We start from the raw sequence: 16,995 nt of genomic DNA, 5'->3' as shown, positions 1-16,995 counted from the left end.
TCCCGAAAAGTTATCCGGTTTACTTCCATGCAACATAACAGCATTTCGGATTATTACCTTTGTTTATTCCTCTGGTAATCATGGGGCGGACGATAAACGCACCCAGGAGAGATGACGGAGAGAGGCGGCAGAAAAGTCAGTAGGTCGAGAAGCAGATTTCTCCGCTCCCTTCGGTCACTACGAAATGACAAAAATACAGTCGCGCGAAGCGCAATACCCCACGCTAGAGCATTTCTCCTGTAGGTGTAGTGCGGGGCTGATGCATCTATGGGCGTTTTCCTCAATGAAAACGCCGCTGCACGTTCCTCGCGGGATACCCAGCAACAGGAGAAATGCTCTAGACCCCACCCTTTCGCACCGCGAAAGAATGGGGCAACGGGAGTTTGGGCACTACTAACCGCCAATAACAAGGTGAGGCGACTACGTTATGCGGCGGTCTGAGGCTCACCCCTCATGCGTGGTTTGCAGCTCTTCCACGATCACCTTTGCGGCTTCGCGGGCATCGGACTCTTTGTCGGGCGGAAAGCTGATGGCGCCGACACGGGCGTGGCCGCCGCCTCCGTAACGCTCGCAGATTGCGGCCAGGTTCACCAGTTTCTCCACCGGAACCTTTGTCCATGGGTTCGTGCCCACGGCTACTTTCGTACGGAACGATGATTTGCTAAGGCCGATGTTGTAGACGCCATCGGGGAAGAGATAGTACGGGATGAACTTGTTGTAGCCCTCGGTTGGCTGGTCGGTGATATCGAATGTAATCACACCGCGCTCACAGGTCGCGCGCGATCCGATCAACTCGACCGATGCCTGATGCTTGGCCAGCAATGGCTCCAGCAGATCGGCAACGAACGGCTGCTTCAGAATCTCTTCCAGCGGCATCTCGGTCAGCATCGGGATCAGGCGCGGAATCAGCGTATCGTCCTGCGTGGACTCAATCACCATGGTCAGGCGCATGGCTGCTTCCTTCATGCCGACGGCCGCCTCAGCGCTCTCATACTTGGCGCCGTCCACGATATTGGCCCAATAGATAAGGTCCTTCAAGCCACTGACATCCATCCCGAACTTCGTGCTGGCGATATGCGCGATGAAGCTGGTGCACGAGGTGTAGGTGGGATCGAAGAAGTGCCGCATCGTCTTCGAGCCATCATGCTGGCCCGCCTCAAAGGCAGCTTGATCTTCTTTGGTGAGAAAGGCCGACTGATGGTGGTCAAACCACCAGGTCAGCTTTGGCGAGGGTGAGTACTTGAAATCGACAATGGCATTCTCATCCCCGACGAACTCGTCGCCGTCGAACAAAGCTCCGGCACGATGCACCAGGCCCTGGTACTGATACTCCGTCGCTGTGCCGATGCACTCCCGGTGGAAGCGTGTAAACAGGGACGCGGAGCATGCTCCATCAAAACATCTGTCGTGATAAAAGACGCGGCAGTTCAAATGCGGGCAAGACCTCACTCGATCGCAGCCTGTTTTCACTGCGAAATTCTAAGCATAGAGCATTTTCCCTGTCGGTGTAGTGTAGGGGCTCCGCATCCTATGGGCGTTTTCCGTAATGAAAACGCCACTGCACACCCCTTCCGGAATACCCGGCAACAGGGAAAATGCTCTAGTGATCGGGCGGGAGGTGTCAGGCAAGCTGCATACCGCGGAAGCTGATATTCCTGGTGTGGGTGAAGCCCAGCCGCTCGTAGATCGCAATGGCACGGTGGTTTGCGGCAGCCGCGTGGAGGTAGCTTTCCGCGCCCGCATGGCGGTGTTCGGCCATCACATGACGGATCAACGTAGCGGCATATCCCTTCCCGGTATGTTGCGGATGGGTACATACAGCGCTGATCTCCCGCCAGCCCGGCAGCGAGACCCGCACCCCGGCCATGGCAATCAACTCTCCCTCGACACGAAGGCCGTAATACTGCCCTAGCTTCCAGGTCGCGGGACGGAAATAGCCGGGAAAGGCCACATCGGTCAGGGCAACCATCTCATGCGCCTCTGCTTCGCCCAGGGGAAGAACCTGGTCGCTGAAGGCCGCTACAGAAGCATCGCCGGCGAAGTGCATCTGCACGCCCGGCAGGTGAACACTCTCCACCAGGCCATCCACCGCGGCCAGATCGTCGCCAGTGAGATAGACCCTTTCGCCGGGATGCAGCAGGTCGCGGAAGGCAGCCATGCAGGCAGGGTCACGGACATCCGCAACGCCGCCGAAGGGGATCACCTCAGCCGGGTAGCGGCGCGCGAGATCGCCGCCAATGGCGAGTGGGGCATTCGCGGTAACCAGACCGCTCCAGAAGGGATTGGTAAAGTCAGGGTGACTCATAGTGGTGACTCTCTGCGGGCTTCGCTCAGATCGAGCTCACGCTCGATCTTGCGCTGCACCTCGTCGCTGATGCGTCCCTCGTCGCGCAGACGGAGAAGCGCATTGCGCTCCGTATGGATGGCGGCGAGAGCGACCTCGCGATAGCGATGCGAATGACCTTCGTTGGTCTCCGGCGCGCCGCAGTCGGCTACCGCCTCCAGGCGATGCTCGTATTGATGGATCAGATCCTCATAGGCGTGTCCGGCATGGTTCCCGGCACGATCCCGGCTCTCCTGCAGATAGGCCAGCGCCTCTTCCAGCACAAGCTTGCGGGCCTCGTTCTCTTCACAGTCGGGGCCGCTCTGATTATCGAGACCGAGCGCATGGATGACCTTCGGCAGCGTAAGTCCCTGCAGGACCAGCGTGACAAAGATGACGCAGAAAGTAAGGAAGACGATGAGGTTCTTCTGCTGGATCTGCTCCGGCAGCGAGAGCGCGGCGGCCAGAGCCACGACACCGCGCATGCCCGTCCAGCCCACAACAAACGATGCCTTCATGGCCGGATAAGGAACATGCTGCCTGAGCAGACGCCGGCGGATAAAGTAGGCCACACGCGAACCAGGAGCGACCCAGACCAGCCGAAGGATGATCAGAGCAACAGAGAGAATGATGCCGTTGCGGATCATCTCCATGTGGCTGTAACCCTTGATTCCCGCCAGCACGGTAGGCAGTTGCAGCCCGATGAGAACGAAGACCAGGCCGTTGAGGGTGAACTCCAACGTGCCCCATACCGCATAGGCCTGCATGCGAACCTGCGGCGAGAAGATACGCGCCGACTGCTGGCCGAGGTAGAGACCGCAGGCCACCACGGCGAGAACTCCGGAGGCCTTGACCTCTTCCGCCGCAAGATAGGCGCCATAGGGAACCACGAGCCCGAGAGCGATCTCAACCGGCCCATCGTCGATCCAGTGCTCCAGCCGGGTGAAGACGGCGCCGAGCAGCAGGCCTACTCCCACACCGCCGACCACTAGCCAGAGCAGCCGGAGAAGTCCGCCCGTAACCGTAGGGGTTGTACCGTGCAACATGAGGTCCAGGCCGAACTCAAGGGCTAGAAGGCCGGTGGCGTCATTCAAAAGGCTCTCGCCTTCGAGCACGTCTACGATGCGGCGAGGCAGCCCCAGGCGCTTGGCGATGGCGCTGGCGGCAATAGCGTCGGTCGGCGAGACCACCGCTCCCAGAAGCACACCGGCACGCCAGTCGAACTCCTTCAAAAGCCAACGGTTAGCCACCCAGGCGACGCCAATGACAGTAAATCCGACCAGCCCTACGGCAAGCATGGCAATGCTGGTGAAATTGAAACGGAAGTCGCGCCACGAGGTCTGCCATGCAGCCGAATAGAGTAGCGGTGGCAGGAAAACCAGAAAGACGATATCCGGATTCAGAGGAATTGCCGGAAGGTGCGGTACAAAACTGAGCAGCAGGCCGCCGATCACCAAAACAATGGGATACGGCTTCTGCCACCGCCGGGCCACACCCGCGATCGACGCGACGAAGGCCAGCAGAAGCATCAGCACCAATTCCAACGAGTGCAGATTTCCACCCATCTCAGCAGCATACCGGAGCGTCGGTTAGACTCAAGCTGACCATGGAAGTGACCGACCTCCAGGCTGTTGCGACCTCCCCGGAGCGCACACGCCGGATTTTGAAGTTCGTTGGCATCAGCGCCGGCGTTGTTCTGGTTCTAGTGCTGATCGCCGGCGTCTCATTGCGGCTGTGGCTGTCACATGCTCTCAATGCGAGTCTGCCGCAGGTGGACGGAACTGTGCATACGCGCGGGCTTACCGCGTCCGTCAAGGTAGAACGAACAGCAGAGGGAATGCCTGCGATCCACGCGGGCAATCTGCACGATCTCGCCTTCGCGCAGGGATATGTCACCGCGCAGGACCGCCTGTGGCAGATGGACATGTTGCGGCGTTATGCCGAAGGGCGTCTGTCGGAGATTCTCGGCTCGATGACGCTCGAACACGACCGGACACAGCGCTATTTGCAACTGGGAGCCGCAGCCGATGCCGCCCTGCCGCATGTCGCTCCGGACCAGATGCAGTTGCTGAACGCGTATGCCGATGGTGTGAACGCGTTCATCGCCGAGAGCGAGGGTCATCTGCCGCTGGAGTTCCGGCTGCTGCACTATTCGCCGGCGAAGTGGACACCGCATGATTCGTTGCTGGTGGGTCTGTCGATGAGCCAGGAGCTCTCCACCTCATTCCCCACCAAGCTGGCCCGCGAGACGCTCACGGCGCGGCTGTCGCCTGAGCTGCTTGCCGATCTCTATCCTGTCGGCTCCTGGCGCGATCATCCTCCCGTGGATGGTCATCCGAGCCTCTCCGCACCCAATCAGGACCCTCCTGACGCTCCGCTGGATGAGACGCAGACGAAGCTGACGCTTCCGGCATCTTCCATCGAAGAGCTGCAGCATGTCCTTCATCCCTTCACCTGCGAGGGCTGCGTCTCCGGATCGAACAACTGGGCGGTGAGCGGGGCGCACACGGCAACAGGCAAGCCACTGCTGTCGAACGATATGCACCTGGGGCTCGACATTCCAGGCATCTGGTACGAAAGCTCGCTGGAGTCGCCTGAGCTGCACGCCACCGGCGTCGCCCTGCCCGGCGTGCCCTTCATCATCGTGGGCCACAATCAGCACATCGCCTGGGGCTTCACGGCATCGCTCGCTGACGTGCAGGATCTCTATATCGAAAAGCTGCGGGCCTCCGCCGCCAATCCAAAGCAGCGCGAGTTCCAGACGCATGATGGTAACTGGCTGCCCGTGGCGATCCGTCAGGAAGTGATCCACGTCCGCGGCGGGAAAGATGTGCCGCTGGAGATCAGCCTGACTACCCACGGCGGACATCCTACGCCGATCATTAGCCCGATGATTCCACGGGAGCAGCGGTCGCTGGCGCTGGCATGGACCGTCTATGATCCTGAGGTCACCGCCAGCCTCCCCTTCCAGGCCGTGAATCAGGCAAGCAACTACGAACAGTTCGTCACGGCCTTCCGCACCTTCGGAGGACCATCGCTCTCAGCCGTCTATGCGGACGACCAGGGGCATATCGGCTATCACGCTATCGGCAAGGTGCCGGTGCGTGGCGATGCACAGCATCCTTCCGGCCTGTCTCCGGTCCCGGTGACCGACGGCTCGTATGAGTGGAGCGGCTATATAAGCTACGACCTGATGCCGCAGGCGCTCGATCCAGAGTCCGGTGTACTGGCTACGGCCAATGCCCGCATCACGGCGGACGATGCTCCGTATACGCTGGCGCTCGACTGGGAGAACCCTTATCGCAATGAGCGCATCTGGAAGCAGCTTCTGCCTTCGAAGGGGCTGACCGCAGCCGACATGATAAAGCTGCAACTCGACGTCTACTCTGACGGCGACCGTGTTATCGCACAGAAGCTGGCATATGCCATCGACCACTCGAAGACCAAAGACAAGCGGCTGCACCAGGCCGCGGATCTGCTGCGCGTATGGAACGGCAACATGGAGACCAGCTCCCCGGCAGCAGCAATCGTGAGTGCGACGCGCACAGCGCTGTGGCCCATGCTACTGCGGCCTCTGCTGGGCAACGATTGGAGGCTATACCGTTGGAACTCCCGTTCGTTCGTACAGGAGGAGCTGATTTCGCATGCCCCGGCACGGTGGCTTCCGAGCCAGTACAGTGACTGGAACGATCTGTTGACGGCTGCTGTCCAGGAAGGCCTGCGCGATGCGAATGCTCCCAGAGACCTGTCGCACTGGAGCTATGGCGCCATGCACCGCATCGACCTGCAGCATCCTCTCTACGGAACGAACCGGATCTTCCGCCGCATCTTCCCTGCCGCGGCCGGCCCTGGCAACTTCCCGCTGCCCGGCGACACCATTACCGTGCGTGCAGGTTCTGCGACCTTCGGCTCCAGCGAACGTTTCACCGCCGATCTTGCCGACTGGGAGAACTCGAATCTCAACGTGCCTGTCGGTCAGTCCGGCAATCCGCGCAGCGCAAACTTCCGCGACCAGTGGACTAACTGGTATGACGGTAAGCCTCTGCCGCTTCCCTGGAATACGGTGAAGGCGCAGCACACCCTTACGCTGGAACCATGAGTCCACCGGCGTGGAAACGACAGCTTGCACCCGCAGCCGTAGTCGCGGTGGCGGCATTCCTTGCCGTGCTGCCGCTGGTGCTGCATGGCTGCTCCTGCGGCCATGACTTCGACTTCCACCTGGTGAACTGGCTTGAGGTGCACGCGCAGTTTCAGCGCGGTGTACTGCATCCGCAGTGGGCTTTCACTGCAGCCTGGGGAACGGGAGAACCGCGCTTCGTCTTCTATCCCCCGCTTTCATGGATCATCGGAGGCCTGCTTGGCTTCCTGATGCCGTACACGGCCGCTCCGATTGTCTACACCTGGCTCTGCCTCTTCCTTGCGGGTGTGGCGTGTCTGCGCATGGTGTCGGCAATAGGCGGTGACGCTGTAAGCAGTCATCGCTGGATACCGGCGGCCATTGCCGTAGCGTACCTGGCGAATCCCTATCTTCTGTTCACGGCCTATGAGCGCACTGCCTACGCCGAACTGCTTGCGGCGGCATGGATGCCGCTGCTGCTGACAGCATTGCTGCGCGAGAGACCACGATGGCTGGAGATCGCCATCCCTGTGACTCTGCTGTGGCTGACAAATGCGCCTGCTGCGGTGCTGGGATGCTATGGACTCCTGATGCTTGGCATGCTGCGGCTGGTGCTGTGGCCGCGTGCGCTACGCCGCGAAACGATCGCGCAGTTCACCCTGGGCACCCTCTTCGGTCTGCTGTTCGCGGCACTGTACATTGTGCCGGCGGTCGTCGACCGTAAATGGGTCCAGGCGGCGATGGCGATCGTCGAGGGCGTGCGACCCGAAGACAACTTTCTCTTCGGCCACACAACCGATCCGCTGCACGATGCGGTTCTATGGCAGGCCTCGCGGATCGCGGTTGTGCTGTTCGCCGTAAGTCTCACCCTGGTGCTGTTGCTTCGCCGAGACAAGACAGCCCGCCTGCTGGGCGCCATGACCGCGCTGCTGCTCGTGCTGCTACTGCCCGTCTCCGCTGTCATCTGGCATCACGCGCCGCAGCTCAGTTTCCTGCAGTTCCCCTGGCGGTTCCTTTGCCTGCAGCAGACCATCGCAGCCGCACTACTGACCCTGTGCGTGCCGGCGCTGACGCGGAGCCGGAGTACATGGATCATGCCTGCCGGAGCCGTAGCAGTTCTGGCCGTGACTACCGTCATCGCACATCACTTCTACCTGCAGGAGTGCGACGACGAGGACGCACCCGGGGCACACATTGTTCTGTTTGCCCGTGGCGGCGGCGTGATGCCCACCGATGAGTACACGGTGCGTGACGCCGACAATGACGTGCTGCAACAGGGCAACCCGGTATGGTGGATCGCGGGCAAGCCCGATGCTCCAGCGCCCGTGCTGGGTCCGGGGACAGAGATGCGTGTGCGCGTCCTGGGCCTTCCTCCCCGTCCGGAAGACGTCACCTGGAACACAGAACATACACGGATGCAGGTGCTGTGGCCGCGGTCATTCTGGCTGATCGTAAATCGCCGGGCCTACCCTGCGTGGCAGGTGACCAACAACGGCTCACCGGTCCCCGTGACCGAGCGTGCTGACGGTTTGATGGCGATTCCTCTGCCCGCCGGGCCGAACAATGTGGAGATCCGCTACCACCACACTCCGGCGGAGATGCTGGGCGTGGTGCTCTTCCTAATGGGCATACTGCTGGCAATACTGATGCGTCGAACAGAGCATTTCTCCTAAGGGTGTAGCGGAAAGTTTTGGCTGTATGCGCCGTTTTCCTTCGAAGAAAACGGCATTCGCAGATTTATCCAAAGCTACCGTATTAGGAGAAATGCTCCAGAGACACAGGGGCAGCGGGCGCTGTGACCATTTATTCTTAAACGCGAACGCAATGTCTGTTGAAACCATCCTTACCGAAGCCGTCACGGTGACGGACGCCGCGCTGGAGCGCCTACTGCCCGGCCCCGATGCCCAGCCCCATTCCATTCACCGCGCCATGCGCCATTCGACCTTTGCCGGCGGAAAACGCCTCCGGCCCGCGCTGGTGCTCGAGGCAGCTCGCATGGTTGCCGGCAGTTTGCCTGAGGGGGCGGAAGAGTGCGGCGCAGCCATCGAAATGCTGCACACCTATTCGCTGATCCACGACGATCTTCCGGCGCTGGACAACGATGACCTGCGCCGCGGCAAGCCGACCTGCCATGTCGTCTTCGGCGAAGCGATTGCCATTCTTGCCGGCGACGCCCTGCAGACAACCGCCTTTCAGACACTCGCCCAACTGAAGTGCCCAGCGACATCCGCGGTACAGATTCTTCGCGAGGTTGCCATCGCCGTGAATACAGGCGTTGGGACCGATGGACTTGCTCCCGGCATGATCGGCGGGCAGGTGGTGGATATCGAGAGCGAAGGCAAAAAACCAACGGCAGAGCTGGTGGAGGCGATTCACCGCTCGAAGACTGGGGCTTTGATCACAGTCTCCATCGTTGCCGGCGGCCTGTATGCCGGAGCCTCCGCGGAGGATGTGGCCCGCCTGCGCACCTTCGGCGAAAAGCTGGGTCTGGCCTTCCAGATCGTGGACGATGTGCTGGACCTCACACAGGACTCTGCCCAACTGGGCAAGACGGCAGGCAAGGACGCTGCAACCGACAAGGCTACCTGGCCCGCAGTCTATGGCATTGAGAGGTCGATTGCCGACGCCGACGCCATGATCCGCGAAGCGTATGACGCCATCGCTCCCTGGGGCGAGGCAGCAGAACCGCTGAAGACGATTGCGCGCTTCCTTGTCGAACGGAAACACTAGGAAGAGTTAAAAGTTGGAAGTTGGAAGTTGAAAGTTGAAGCGTTAAGGCATGGGTGTCGGAAGGTATCGGGGCACCTTGCGTTTCAGCGCTTCCCCGTTGAGGCCGGATAAGTTATGACCATCGAGGAGATTCGCCGAGCCCTGCGTGACTGCTTCCATCCTGCACTGAAACTGAATGTGGAGGCTCTGGGCCTGATCGAGAAGATCAGCGTTACTCCAGACAAAGATGCGCCCGGAGCGGGGATTCCCGGCGTTCCGCAGAAGCACATCATCAAGTTGTCGCTGTATCGTCCGACAGAGGATGAGACCGCGACAGCAATGATGATGGAGCTGATTCGCAATCGGCTTTACGGTTTCCCCGAGACCGGAACGGTCGAGATCACCCTGCTGGACGGATGGACACCACAACGCCTGACCGACGAAGCCCGCGAACAGCTTGCGGCACAGTTGCGTCCGCAGCAGTTGGTGCAGATAAAAGTTGAAGACGTACGACGTGGTTGACGGACGCACGCTGGGCACATTATGCAGGTGTGAGTTGCAGGTTCAAGTTGAAAGTTGAAGACGTACAGCATGTGTAACCCATGCACCGGGTGCCTCATCCATCGCATCGCGATGAGTGGGTGACGAAGCAACGGTCCACAAACAAGCCGCAAATCTAAGCGCTGAAGGCGCGCTCTATACCAGCCTGGGGCAACGCCCCAGGTTTGCAAGCGAGAGACGAAAGAGGGCTGAAGGCCCGATCTATAATTCTGCCGCTACTCCGCAAGAAGGCGCTTGATGTTGGCCTCGACATCGTCTTTGCTTACGATCCCGATGTAGGTCGCGGCGATGCGTCCTGATTTGTCGATCAGGTATGTCGCCGGATATGAAGCGAAGCCATACGACTTGATGACCGCATCATTGCCCATCACGATCGGATAGTTGACGTGATTGCTGGAGACAAACGGCCGTACTTTTCCCCACGCCTCATGTTCATTCTTCAATCCTTCATAAGGGATATCCGCCGAGATACCGAGGGCGGTAAAGCCTTTATCCGAGTAGGCATGATGGAGTTCAATGAACGACGGAATCTCCAGAACGCAGCCGCCGCACTCTGTTGCCCAGAAATTCACTAGAACGACCTTTCCACGAAAGTCCGCGATCTGAACTTTTCGTCCATTCGAATTGGCAAGATGGAAGACCGGGGCTGCTTTCCTATTGGCAGTGGCCACAAGAACGGCGTGAACATTTTTCTGCGCGTAAGCAGACGGCAGGAGGGTGAAAGCGAAAGCAAGAACGATTCCAACTCTGCAGCGAACGTTCGGCATGGCGAAGCTTCCTTTTCAGAAGAAGTTGAGGGTTGAAGACGTAATGCGTTGGCTGCGAAATGACAAAGGTCGAACTGAATTGTCGAATTATAGATCGGGCCTTCAGCCCTCTTTCGTTTCTTGTGTGATCAGACCTGGGGCGTTGCCCCAGGCTGATATAGGACGCGCCTTCAGCGCTTGAAATGCATATCGAGCTTCGCTCGATCATCCCACCCATCGCTATTCACCCCAACGAACAAGTTCGTCGGGACCCCGATACGCGATGGATGGGGCACCCGGTGCATGGGCTATCAGCGCGTGGGGGACAGCGAACATCCCTTACACTTCCAGCACGCGCTCTTCTTCCACTAGGATGTGATCCACAGTGCAGGGACCCTTCTTCCCGGTAGCGTGCACGATGGCGGCGATGCTCAGCAGTCCGAGCGCCAGCATGCAGACACCATTCCACTGCCAGTGCACCCAGGCGAAGGTCACCAGGGCAGAGCCGACGGCCGCGCCCGAGAAGTACACCGTCATGTAGACCGTGTTCAGGCGGCTGCGGGCAGAGGCATCGAGACCGAAGATACGGGTCTGGTTCGCGATCTGCGACATTTGCGCACCCATATCGAGAACAATAACGCCAACCACCATAGCGCCCACATGAGCCGCCATCGGCATATGCAACCTGTCCTGCGCCCACAGCCAGATAAAGCTGGCCGCCAGCGTTACCAGAGCCCAGGAGAGGACGTAGCGCGGTCCGTGGCGGTCTGCCATGCGTCCAGCAAGCGGGGCGACGACGGCCCCAGCCGCTCCGACGACACCGAAGGTGCCGGCGGCGCCGGCTCCGAGACCATAGCGGGTACCGAGAAAGAAGGCCAGCGTGGTCCAGAAACAGGAAAACGAAGCAAAGATCAGTGCGCCCATCGCGGCCGACTCGCGCAACAGCCGCTGGCTCGACCACAGCGTCCACAAGGAACGCATCGCCTCGCCATAGCTGAGCTTATGCTTCGGCGGCAGGGCAGGCATGGTGCGCCGCAGCATGGGGACGAAGCTGAGATTGATCACCGCGGCAACAACGAAGACAGTTCGCCAACCCGCAGCGGCGCCGAAGTGGATTCGGCTGACCCAGCCGGAGAAGGTGCGGGCCAGCAGTACACCCAGCAGCAGACCGGTCATCACCGTGCCGATGGCGCGGCCCCGCTCTTCATCGCTGGCGAGGTCTGGGGCAATCGGCAGCACGATGTGCGTTACGGAAGCCAGAAGGCCCACCAGAGCACTGGCAGCGATGAGCCAGGGCAGCGACTGGGCGGCAGCCGTCAGAAGCAGCGCAACGGAGACTGCGGCGTACATGCGGAGCATGAGGCCACGGCGCTCCTTTAGATCTCCCATGGGGACAAAGGCCAGCATGCCCAGCGCATAGCCCACCTGCGTCGCTACGGCGACGTACCCGGTGGCTCCGCTGGTGGCGCCGAAGGTGTGACCCATCTCCACCAGCAATGGCTGGTTGTAGTAAATGCTGGACACGCCCACAGCGCAGGCAAGACCAAGAAATGGCAGTGGGGTGTGCTTTTGGGCCTTACTCATAGTGGTCCTACCACTGATTGTAGGCCCTTTGGAGCCAATTCTCCTAAAGGTGTAAAGCGGAATTCCGGCTGCTTGCGCCGTTTTCCACGAAGAAAACGGCTCTCGCTGATTTATCCAACGACGCAGCATTGGAGCATTTTCACTGCAGGTGTACCGAGAGGATTCCGCAGCTATGGGCGTTTTCCGCAATGAAAACGCCGCTGCACGCCTTTTCCGGAATACCGAGCAACAGTGAAAATGCTCTAAGAGAATTGCTCTGGGAACTATTTGCTTGCGTGACGTTTCACGATAGACAGCTTTTCGCCGGCCAGAATACGCCTGGCCTGGCTGCGCGCGTGAGTGGCCCAGGGACCGATGGGGTCCAGGCGGACGTAGGCGAGCCAGTGCGGCAGCGCCCGGCGGCGCTCTGCGCAGCGCTCGAAGGTCAACGCCAGGTTGTAGTGAGCGTCGGCGTAGGAGGGCGACAGGGCGATGGCGCGTTTGTAAGCTTCAATGGCCTCAGGAAGCCGCTGCAGCTCGTCCAGCACGTTGCCAAGGTCGAAGAAAGCCAATGCGTAGCTGGGGTCGGCAATCGTGGCGCAGCGGTAGAGCTGCTCGGCGCGGCCATAGAGCTTCTGGTTGTAGTAGATGGTTCCCAGGTTGATGCAGCCCGGAGCGTGGTTCGGATCGAGCTCCAGCAGGTCGAGATAGATCTGCTGCGCCTGGCCAATGGTCGCAGTGTGCTCTTCCAGTTGCACCGCCTGCAGGAACATCTCCTGCACCTGCATCGCCTTGTCGATGGCGGCCTCATGCGCGCGCACCACAGCCAGCGGACGGGATGCCTGCGGATCGAAGTCAAAGAGAAGCTGCTGCGCTACAGGATCTACCAGAGCACCGGAGTGACGGAAGACCAGACGGGAGCCGCGGCGGGCAATCGAGGCTGCCTCAACCAGCGGGTTGGTCATTCCGGAAACACGCCGCATGGCATCGATGCCGGCACGGATAGAGCGGGATGAGATACGCGAGGCGCTGAGGTCGCGCAGACGGCGCAACCGTACCAGATCCTCAAAGCTGTAGCTTTCTTTGACGGCGGAGAGGCCGGCACGCTCCCACCCGGCCAATTGCCGGGGATGGAGCCGCAGAATACGAAGCACATCCTGACGGCTGTAGCTATCGCTTGGGGTTATCTCGATCGGCACCGTCTCCTCTTGTGCCGAGTATGCTTCGCAAACAGGCTGTAATCAAGAGGGTTAGCGGGGTCTACGAAAGAAATCAGTGGAATTCGCGTACCAAATCTGGTACTAAAGTTCGCCCGTGTCATCAGTGAAGCCCAGAGCGACGAGACAAGGAGCAACAAGAATAACGAGAAAGAGGATGGCGATGAAGAGATCGTGCATGGTGAACATCCCCGATTCATCGGCGGATTAGAGCTGAACGTGAACGGTGTTTGTTTTTGGGCATACCGCCACAGACCGATTGAAGAGCAGATTTCTCCGCTGACGCTTTACCCGAGCCAGCAAAGCGCTCTGATGCACATACTGCCGATCTCGCTCAAAATTCTGGTTGAATCCTATCGAAATGAACAAAAGGATCGCATAGCAGTGATCTTGGATTGTCGTGGGGATTGTCGCTGGAAGCAGAGTGGAAGTGACTGGAGCCGACGGCCGGACTTGAACCGGCGACCTGCTGATTACGAATCAGCTGCTCTACCAACTGAGCTACGTCGGCGGACTCCTCAGTGATTTTATCGGGGATTGACGCTGCACGCAAAGCCGGTGGAAATGAAAAGGAAGAAGCCGCCCGGCAACAGGGCGGCCTCTTCGTAGGGAGAATAGTTCCAACGGAGGCAAAGCCATCAGAACTTTCTGGCGAAATACTATGGTTCGCCCAAACGGGGTGTCAAGGCAATTTCTGGCCATCCATAAGCCTCTTATTATCAATGAGATAAAGAGTGACCAAACAGTAACCTGAGCCAAAATCTGTTCGCCCTTTATTCTCCTCTGAGGGGGTAACCTTTCCCGGCAAACCTGCCTGAATTCAGCCCGTTAGATATTTCGCTGCACCAGAAACGGGTCAGTTTTCCCGGGCCGGGGGTGGAGCGTCCCGGCGCAGATCCTGACGCAGATCCAGGTGAATGAACTCGGCATCATGCATTGACGAGGCAGGCTTTCCCTGCAATACGCGAATCAATGCACGGCCTCCACCGAAGAACGCACCCAGCACCAATGCAGCGATCCCCATGGCAAAGACACCAAGGATGATGTTGACCAGCAAGCGTGCCGCCTTGCTGGCTTCACTGATGTAACCCTCTGGTTTGTTCCAGGTGACGTTGGTCTCATAGTGCACCTGGTCAAGAAGCTTCTTCGCTTCTTCCGCGGTGAACTGACCATAGGTGATCGCGACGATAGGGCCAGCTCGCCGAACAGAGATGGAGTCTGTTGTCGCTCCTGCGGGCAGATGATCGAGCAGATCTTTCAGCAGCGCACGTGAGCGATCGCCGGCAATCGTTGGCGTGGGATAGTAGATCGCAACGAAGGTGCCATGAGGATATTGCCCTGTGGCGATCTCCGGCGACTTGGAGAAATCTACGATGGATGGATTCAGCTGCCCGCCATCGTGCTGATAGGTCGCGGGACCAACGGCATACTTCACGCTCTCCGCACGAAGACCTGACTTCGGCAGATACGAAAGCAATCCCGGAGCGCGCCCGGCGGCGCCGCCAAGCTTCGGCAGTCCGTTGGTCAATGTCTCCAATGCTTTGTAGTCAGGCTGCGTTTGAAACGAAGCAGAGACCAGTGTTGGTCCGCTCCAGAAGAGCACTTCGTTTCCTTTCACATCAGCCTCATTGCCGATCTTTGCCGGACCGGCGTGTGTGCCCGACTGCCGCAGCGAAGCGAAGGCTGCATAAGCGCCGGTTGCATCCATATACTGCGTCGCGACGATTGAGAGCTGATTCTTTCCGGAGGTGTAAATGCCGGCCTGCGACCGCTTTACGCCTAGCTCTTTGTTGATGACGTCGTTGAGGCCTGTATCGGTGACAGCGGGCTTCTGATCGGTGAGCGTCCACGTGCCGAGCGATTGCGGGAGCAGTGGCGCCGGCGGAAGCTGCACGGTGGTCGAGGGATTTTTCTCCTGCGCCGGCTGCTGGGCAAACACACCTGTCCCCAGGGCAACACTGAGAAGAACCGCGGAGAAACAACGCCTGATCACAATTGTGAGACTACCACCCGACCGCCAATGGAAGCACGCCGCGCCTTGCATGAGGAGATAGACAACGCCGAGATCAATTTAGTTCCCGCGACGGCTTTGGCGCAGAGCGCCTGATGTGTATAACTCAGGTATCCGTTCCATCTTGATGAAGCCGCATGGCTTCCTGGCCGCACGTGTCTGGCAGTCCAACTCTGTTCAAAGGAGTGTGCTGTGACGAGTTCCCGCATCTTTTCTCTTCTTGCGCTTACCTGCAGCGTCGTGTCTTCACTGCCGGCGCAGACCGTTGATGTCAGCAGAGTTCACACCTACGCCGACACGCATCGCCGCGAGATCGTAGAGGAGTATCTCAAGCTGTTGTCGCTGCCGAATATCCACGGCGACGCTAAAGCGCTGCAGGCCAATGCCGATCTACTGGCCGCGATGATGAAGAAGCGCGGCCTGGATACGGCGATATGGCCGACGAGCAGTGGGGTTCCGATGGTCTTCGGAGAGAAGACCACCCCGGGAGCGAAACGGACGATCCTCTTCTATATCCATTACGACGGCCAGCCGGTAGATGCAAAACGGTGGGCGCAGCCCGACCCATTTGTCCCGGTGGTGCGGACCGACAGTATAGAAGCCGGCGGCAAAGTGATGACCGATCTGTCGAGTGCAACCTTTCCCGATGCATGGCGGATCTATGCGCGCGCTGCGGGAGACGACAAAGCCCCGATCGAGGCTTTTCTCTGCGCATTGGACGCGATCGGATCGTCGCAGCGGGAGAACGTAAAGGTCTTCCTCGATGGCGAAGAGGAGGGCGGCGGCAAAGGGCTGGCTGAGGTGATTCAGAAGTATCCGGAGAAGCTTCGTTCCGATCTTCTGGTTATTCTCGATGGACCGCAGCATCCCAGCGGGCCGACCATCTATTACGGCGCGCGTGGCGGAGCCGGCGTCAACGTAACCGTCTACACCGCCAAGCAGGGGATGCACAGCGGCAACTACGGCAACTGGATGCCAGACGCCAATGTGCGCCTGGCGCAACTCATCTCTTCGATGGTGGACAGCACGGGCAAGGTGGTCATTCCGGGTTTCTACAGCGACGTGCTTCCCTTCGCTACCGAGGCAAAGGCGATGATGGACGCGGTGCCTGATCAGAGCGCGCAGATGCAGCGCGACTTCGGTGTGGGATCGCTGGACGGCGCGGCACATTCGCTGCAGGAGGGTCTGAATCTTCCCGCGTTCAGCGTGCACACCATGAAGGGTGGCGAGGTTGGTGGTGTGATTGCCGCCAGCGCGACGGCGGAGATTGCGATGCGGCTGGTGAAAGAGAACCATCCGCAGGTAATGGCGGAACGGGTGATCGACTTCATCCGCGCGCAGGGTTACTACATTGTCGACAAGGATCCGGATGTGGCAACGCTTGCGTCCCATGCGAAGGTGGCCAAAGTGACCTCGCGCGCTCTAACTGCCACAAGCGGTGGAGCATGGAGGACAGACCCGAACGATCCACAGGCGGTGTTTGCGACCGGAGCGCTGAAGGCTGCATGGGGAGACAAGATTGTGCGCATTCGTACGCTGGGCGGCAGCGTGCCGGCTTCACCGTTCATCGATGCGTTTCATGTGCCGACGGTGGGAATATCGATTGCGAATTATGACGATAACCAGCACACGGATAACGAGAATATCCGGTTGGGGAATCTGTTCGATGGTGTGACGACGCTGGCGAGTCTGATGCTGCAGTAGCGGGAATAGAAAGACGTTTCGCGTGTAACGCGAATACCCAGGTC

Annotated in this window: 12 protein-coding genes and 1 tRNA gene; 5 read left to right on the top strand and 8 right to left on the bottom strand. The window is 59.6% G+C overall.

Annotated elements, in window-relative coordinates; all coding sequences use genetic code 11:
- Positions 1-444: 444 nt before the first annotated feature.
- From AB4Y89_RS15745 to AB4Y89_RS15735, 3 genes are all read right to left on the bottom strand, one after another.
- Entirely contained in the window at positions 445-1,431 is a 987-nt protein-coding gene (locus AB4Y89_RS15745; RefSeq protein ID WP_442301891.1) for a DHH family phosphoesterase, read from the bottom strand.
- A 190-nt stretch (positions 1,432-1,621) separates the two neighbouring features.
- Entirely contained in the window at positions 1,622-2,305 is a 684-nt protein-coding gene (locus AB4Y89_RS15740) for a GNAT family N-acetyltransferase (RefSeq protein ID WP_442301890.1), read from the bottom strand.
- Complete coding sequence (locus AB4Y89_RS15735) at positions 2,302-3,852, bottom strand: Na+/H+ antiporter (protein ID WP_442301889.1); 1,551 nt, start codon at positions 3,850-3,852, stop codon at positions 2,302-2,304. The genes AB4Y89_RS15740 and AB4Y89_RS15735 overlap by 4 nt, the downstream gene beginning before the upstream one ends.
- 77 nt (positions 3,853-3,929) lie before the next feature.
- Between AB4Y89_RS15735 and AB4Y89_RS15730 the strand changes: the two genes are divergently transcribed.
- From AB4Y89_RS15730 to AB4Y89_RS15715, 4 genes are all read left to right on the top strand, one after another.
- Positions 3,930-6,422 carry a penicillin acylase family protein gene (locus AB4Y89_RS15730; RefSeq protein WP_442301888.1) on the top strand — a complete coding sequence of 831 codons (2,493 nt, stop codon included), beginning with the start codon at positions 3,930-3,932 and terminating at the stop codon, positions 6,420-6,422.
- Positions 6,419-8,113: a hypothetical protein gene (locus tag AB4Y89_RS15725; RefSeq protein WP_442301887.1), complete on the top strand. Its 1,695-nt coding sequence runs from the start codon at positions 6,419-6,421 to the stop codon at positions 8,111-8,113. The genes AB4Y89_RS15730 and AB4Y89_RS15725 overlap by 4 nt, the downstream gene beginning before the upstream one ends.
- Before the next feature lie 151 nt (positions 8,114-8,264).
- On the top strand, positions 8,265-9,170 hold the full coding sequence (locus AB4Y89_RS15720; protein WP_442301886.1) for a polyprenyl synthetase family protein: 906 nt from the start codon (positions 8,265-8,267) through the stop codon (positions 9,168-9,170).
- A 114-nt stretch (positions 9,171-9,284) separates the two neighbouring features.
- A complete protein-coding gene (locus tag AB4Y89_RS15715; protein ID WP_442301885.1) occupies positions 9,285-9,671 on the top strand; it encodes a DUF59 domain-containing protein in 387 nt (128 codons plus the stop codon).
- Positions 9,672-9,925: 254 nt separating this feature from the next.
- Here AB4Y89_RS15715 and AB4Y89_RS15710 read toward each other — a convergent pair whose 3' ends face one another.
- The 5 genes from AB4Y89_RS15710 to AB4Y89_RS15690 form a co-directional block, all read right to left on the bottom strand.
- On the bottom strand, positions 9,926-10,477 hold the full coding sequence (locus tag AB4Y89_RS15710; RefSeq protein WP_442301884.1) for a TlpA family protein disulfide reductase: 552 nt from the start codon (positions 10,475-10,477) through the stop codon (positions 9,926-9,928).
- 318 nt (positions 10,478-10,795) lie between these two features.
- A complete protein-coding gene (locus tag AB4Y89_RS15705) occupies positions 10,796-12,040 on the bottom strand; it encodes an MFS transporter (protein WP_442301883.1) in 1,245 nt (414 codons plus the stop codon).
- Positions 12,041-12,303: 263 nt separating this feature from the next.
- Entirely contained in the window at positions 12,304-13,218 is a 915-nt protein-coding gene (locus AB4Y89_RS15700) for a tetratricopeptide repeat protein (RefSeq protein ID WP_442301882.1), read from the bottom strand.
- A 453-nt stretch (positions 13,219-13,671) separates the two neighbouring features.
- A tRNA-Thr gene (locus AB4Y89_RS15695) sits at positions 13,672-13,747 on the bottom strand.
- Between the two features lie 345 nt (positions 13,748-14,092).
- The gene (locus AB4Y89_RS15690) at positions 14,093-15,229 is read right to left on the bottom strand and encodes a DUF6599 family protein (protein ID WP_442301881.1); all 1,137 of its coding nucleotides are present in this window, start codon (positions 15,227-15,229) and stop codon (positions 14,093-14,095) included.
- Positions 15,230-15,439: 210 nt separating this feature from the next.
- Between AB4Y89_RS15690 and AB4Y89_RS15685 the strand changes: the two genes are divergently transcribed.
- A complete protein-coding gene (locus AB4Y89_RS15685) occupies positions 15,440-16,951 on the top strand; it encodes a M20/M25/M40 family metallo-hydrolase (protein WP_442301880.1) in 1,512 nt (503 codons plus the stop codon).
- Positions 16,952-16,995: the final 44 nt, after the last annotated feature.

It is taken from the genome of Terriglobus sp. 2YAB30_2, from assembly GCF_052114765.1.
Lineage (GTDB): Bacteria > Acidobacteriota > Terriglobia > Terriglobales > Acidobacteriaceae > Terriglobus.
Note: the sequence above shows the minus strand (reverse complement) of the source record. Positions and strands in the feature narration are given on the sequence as shown.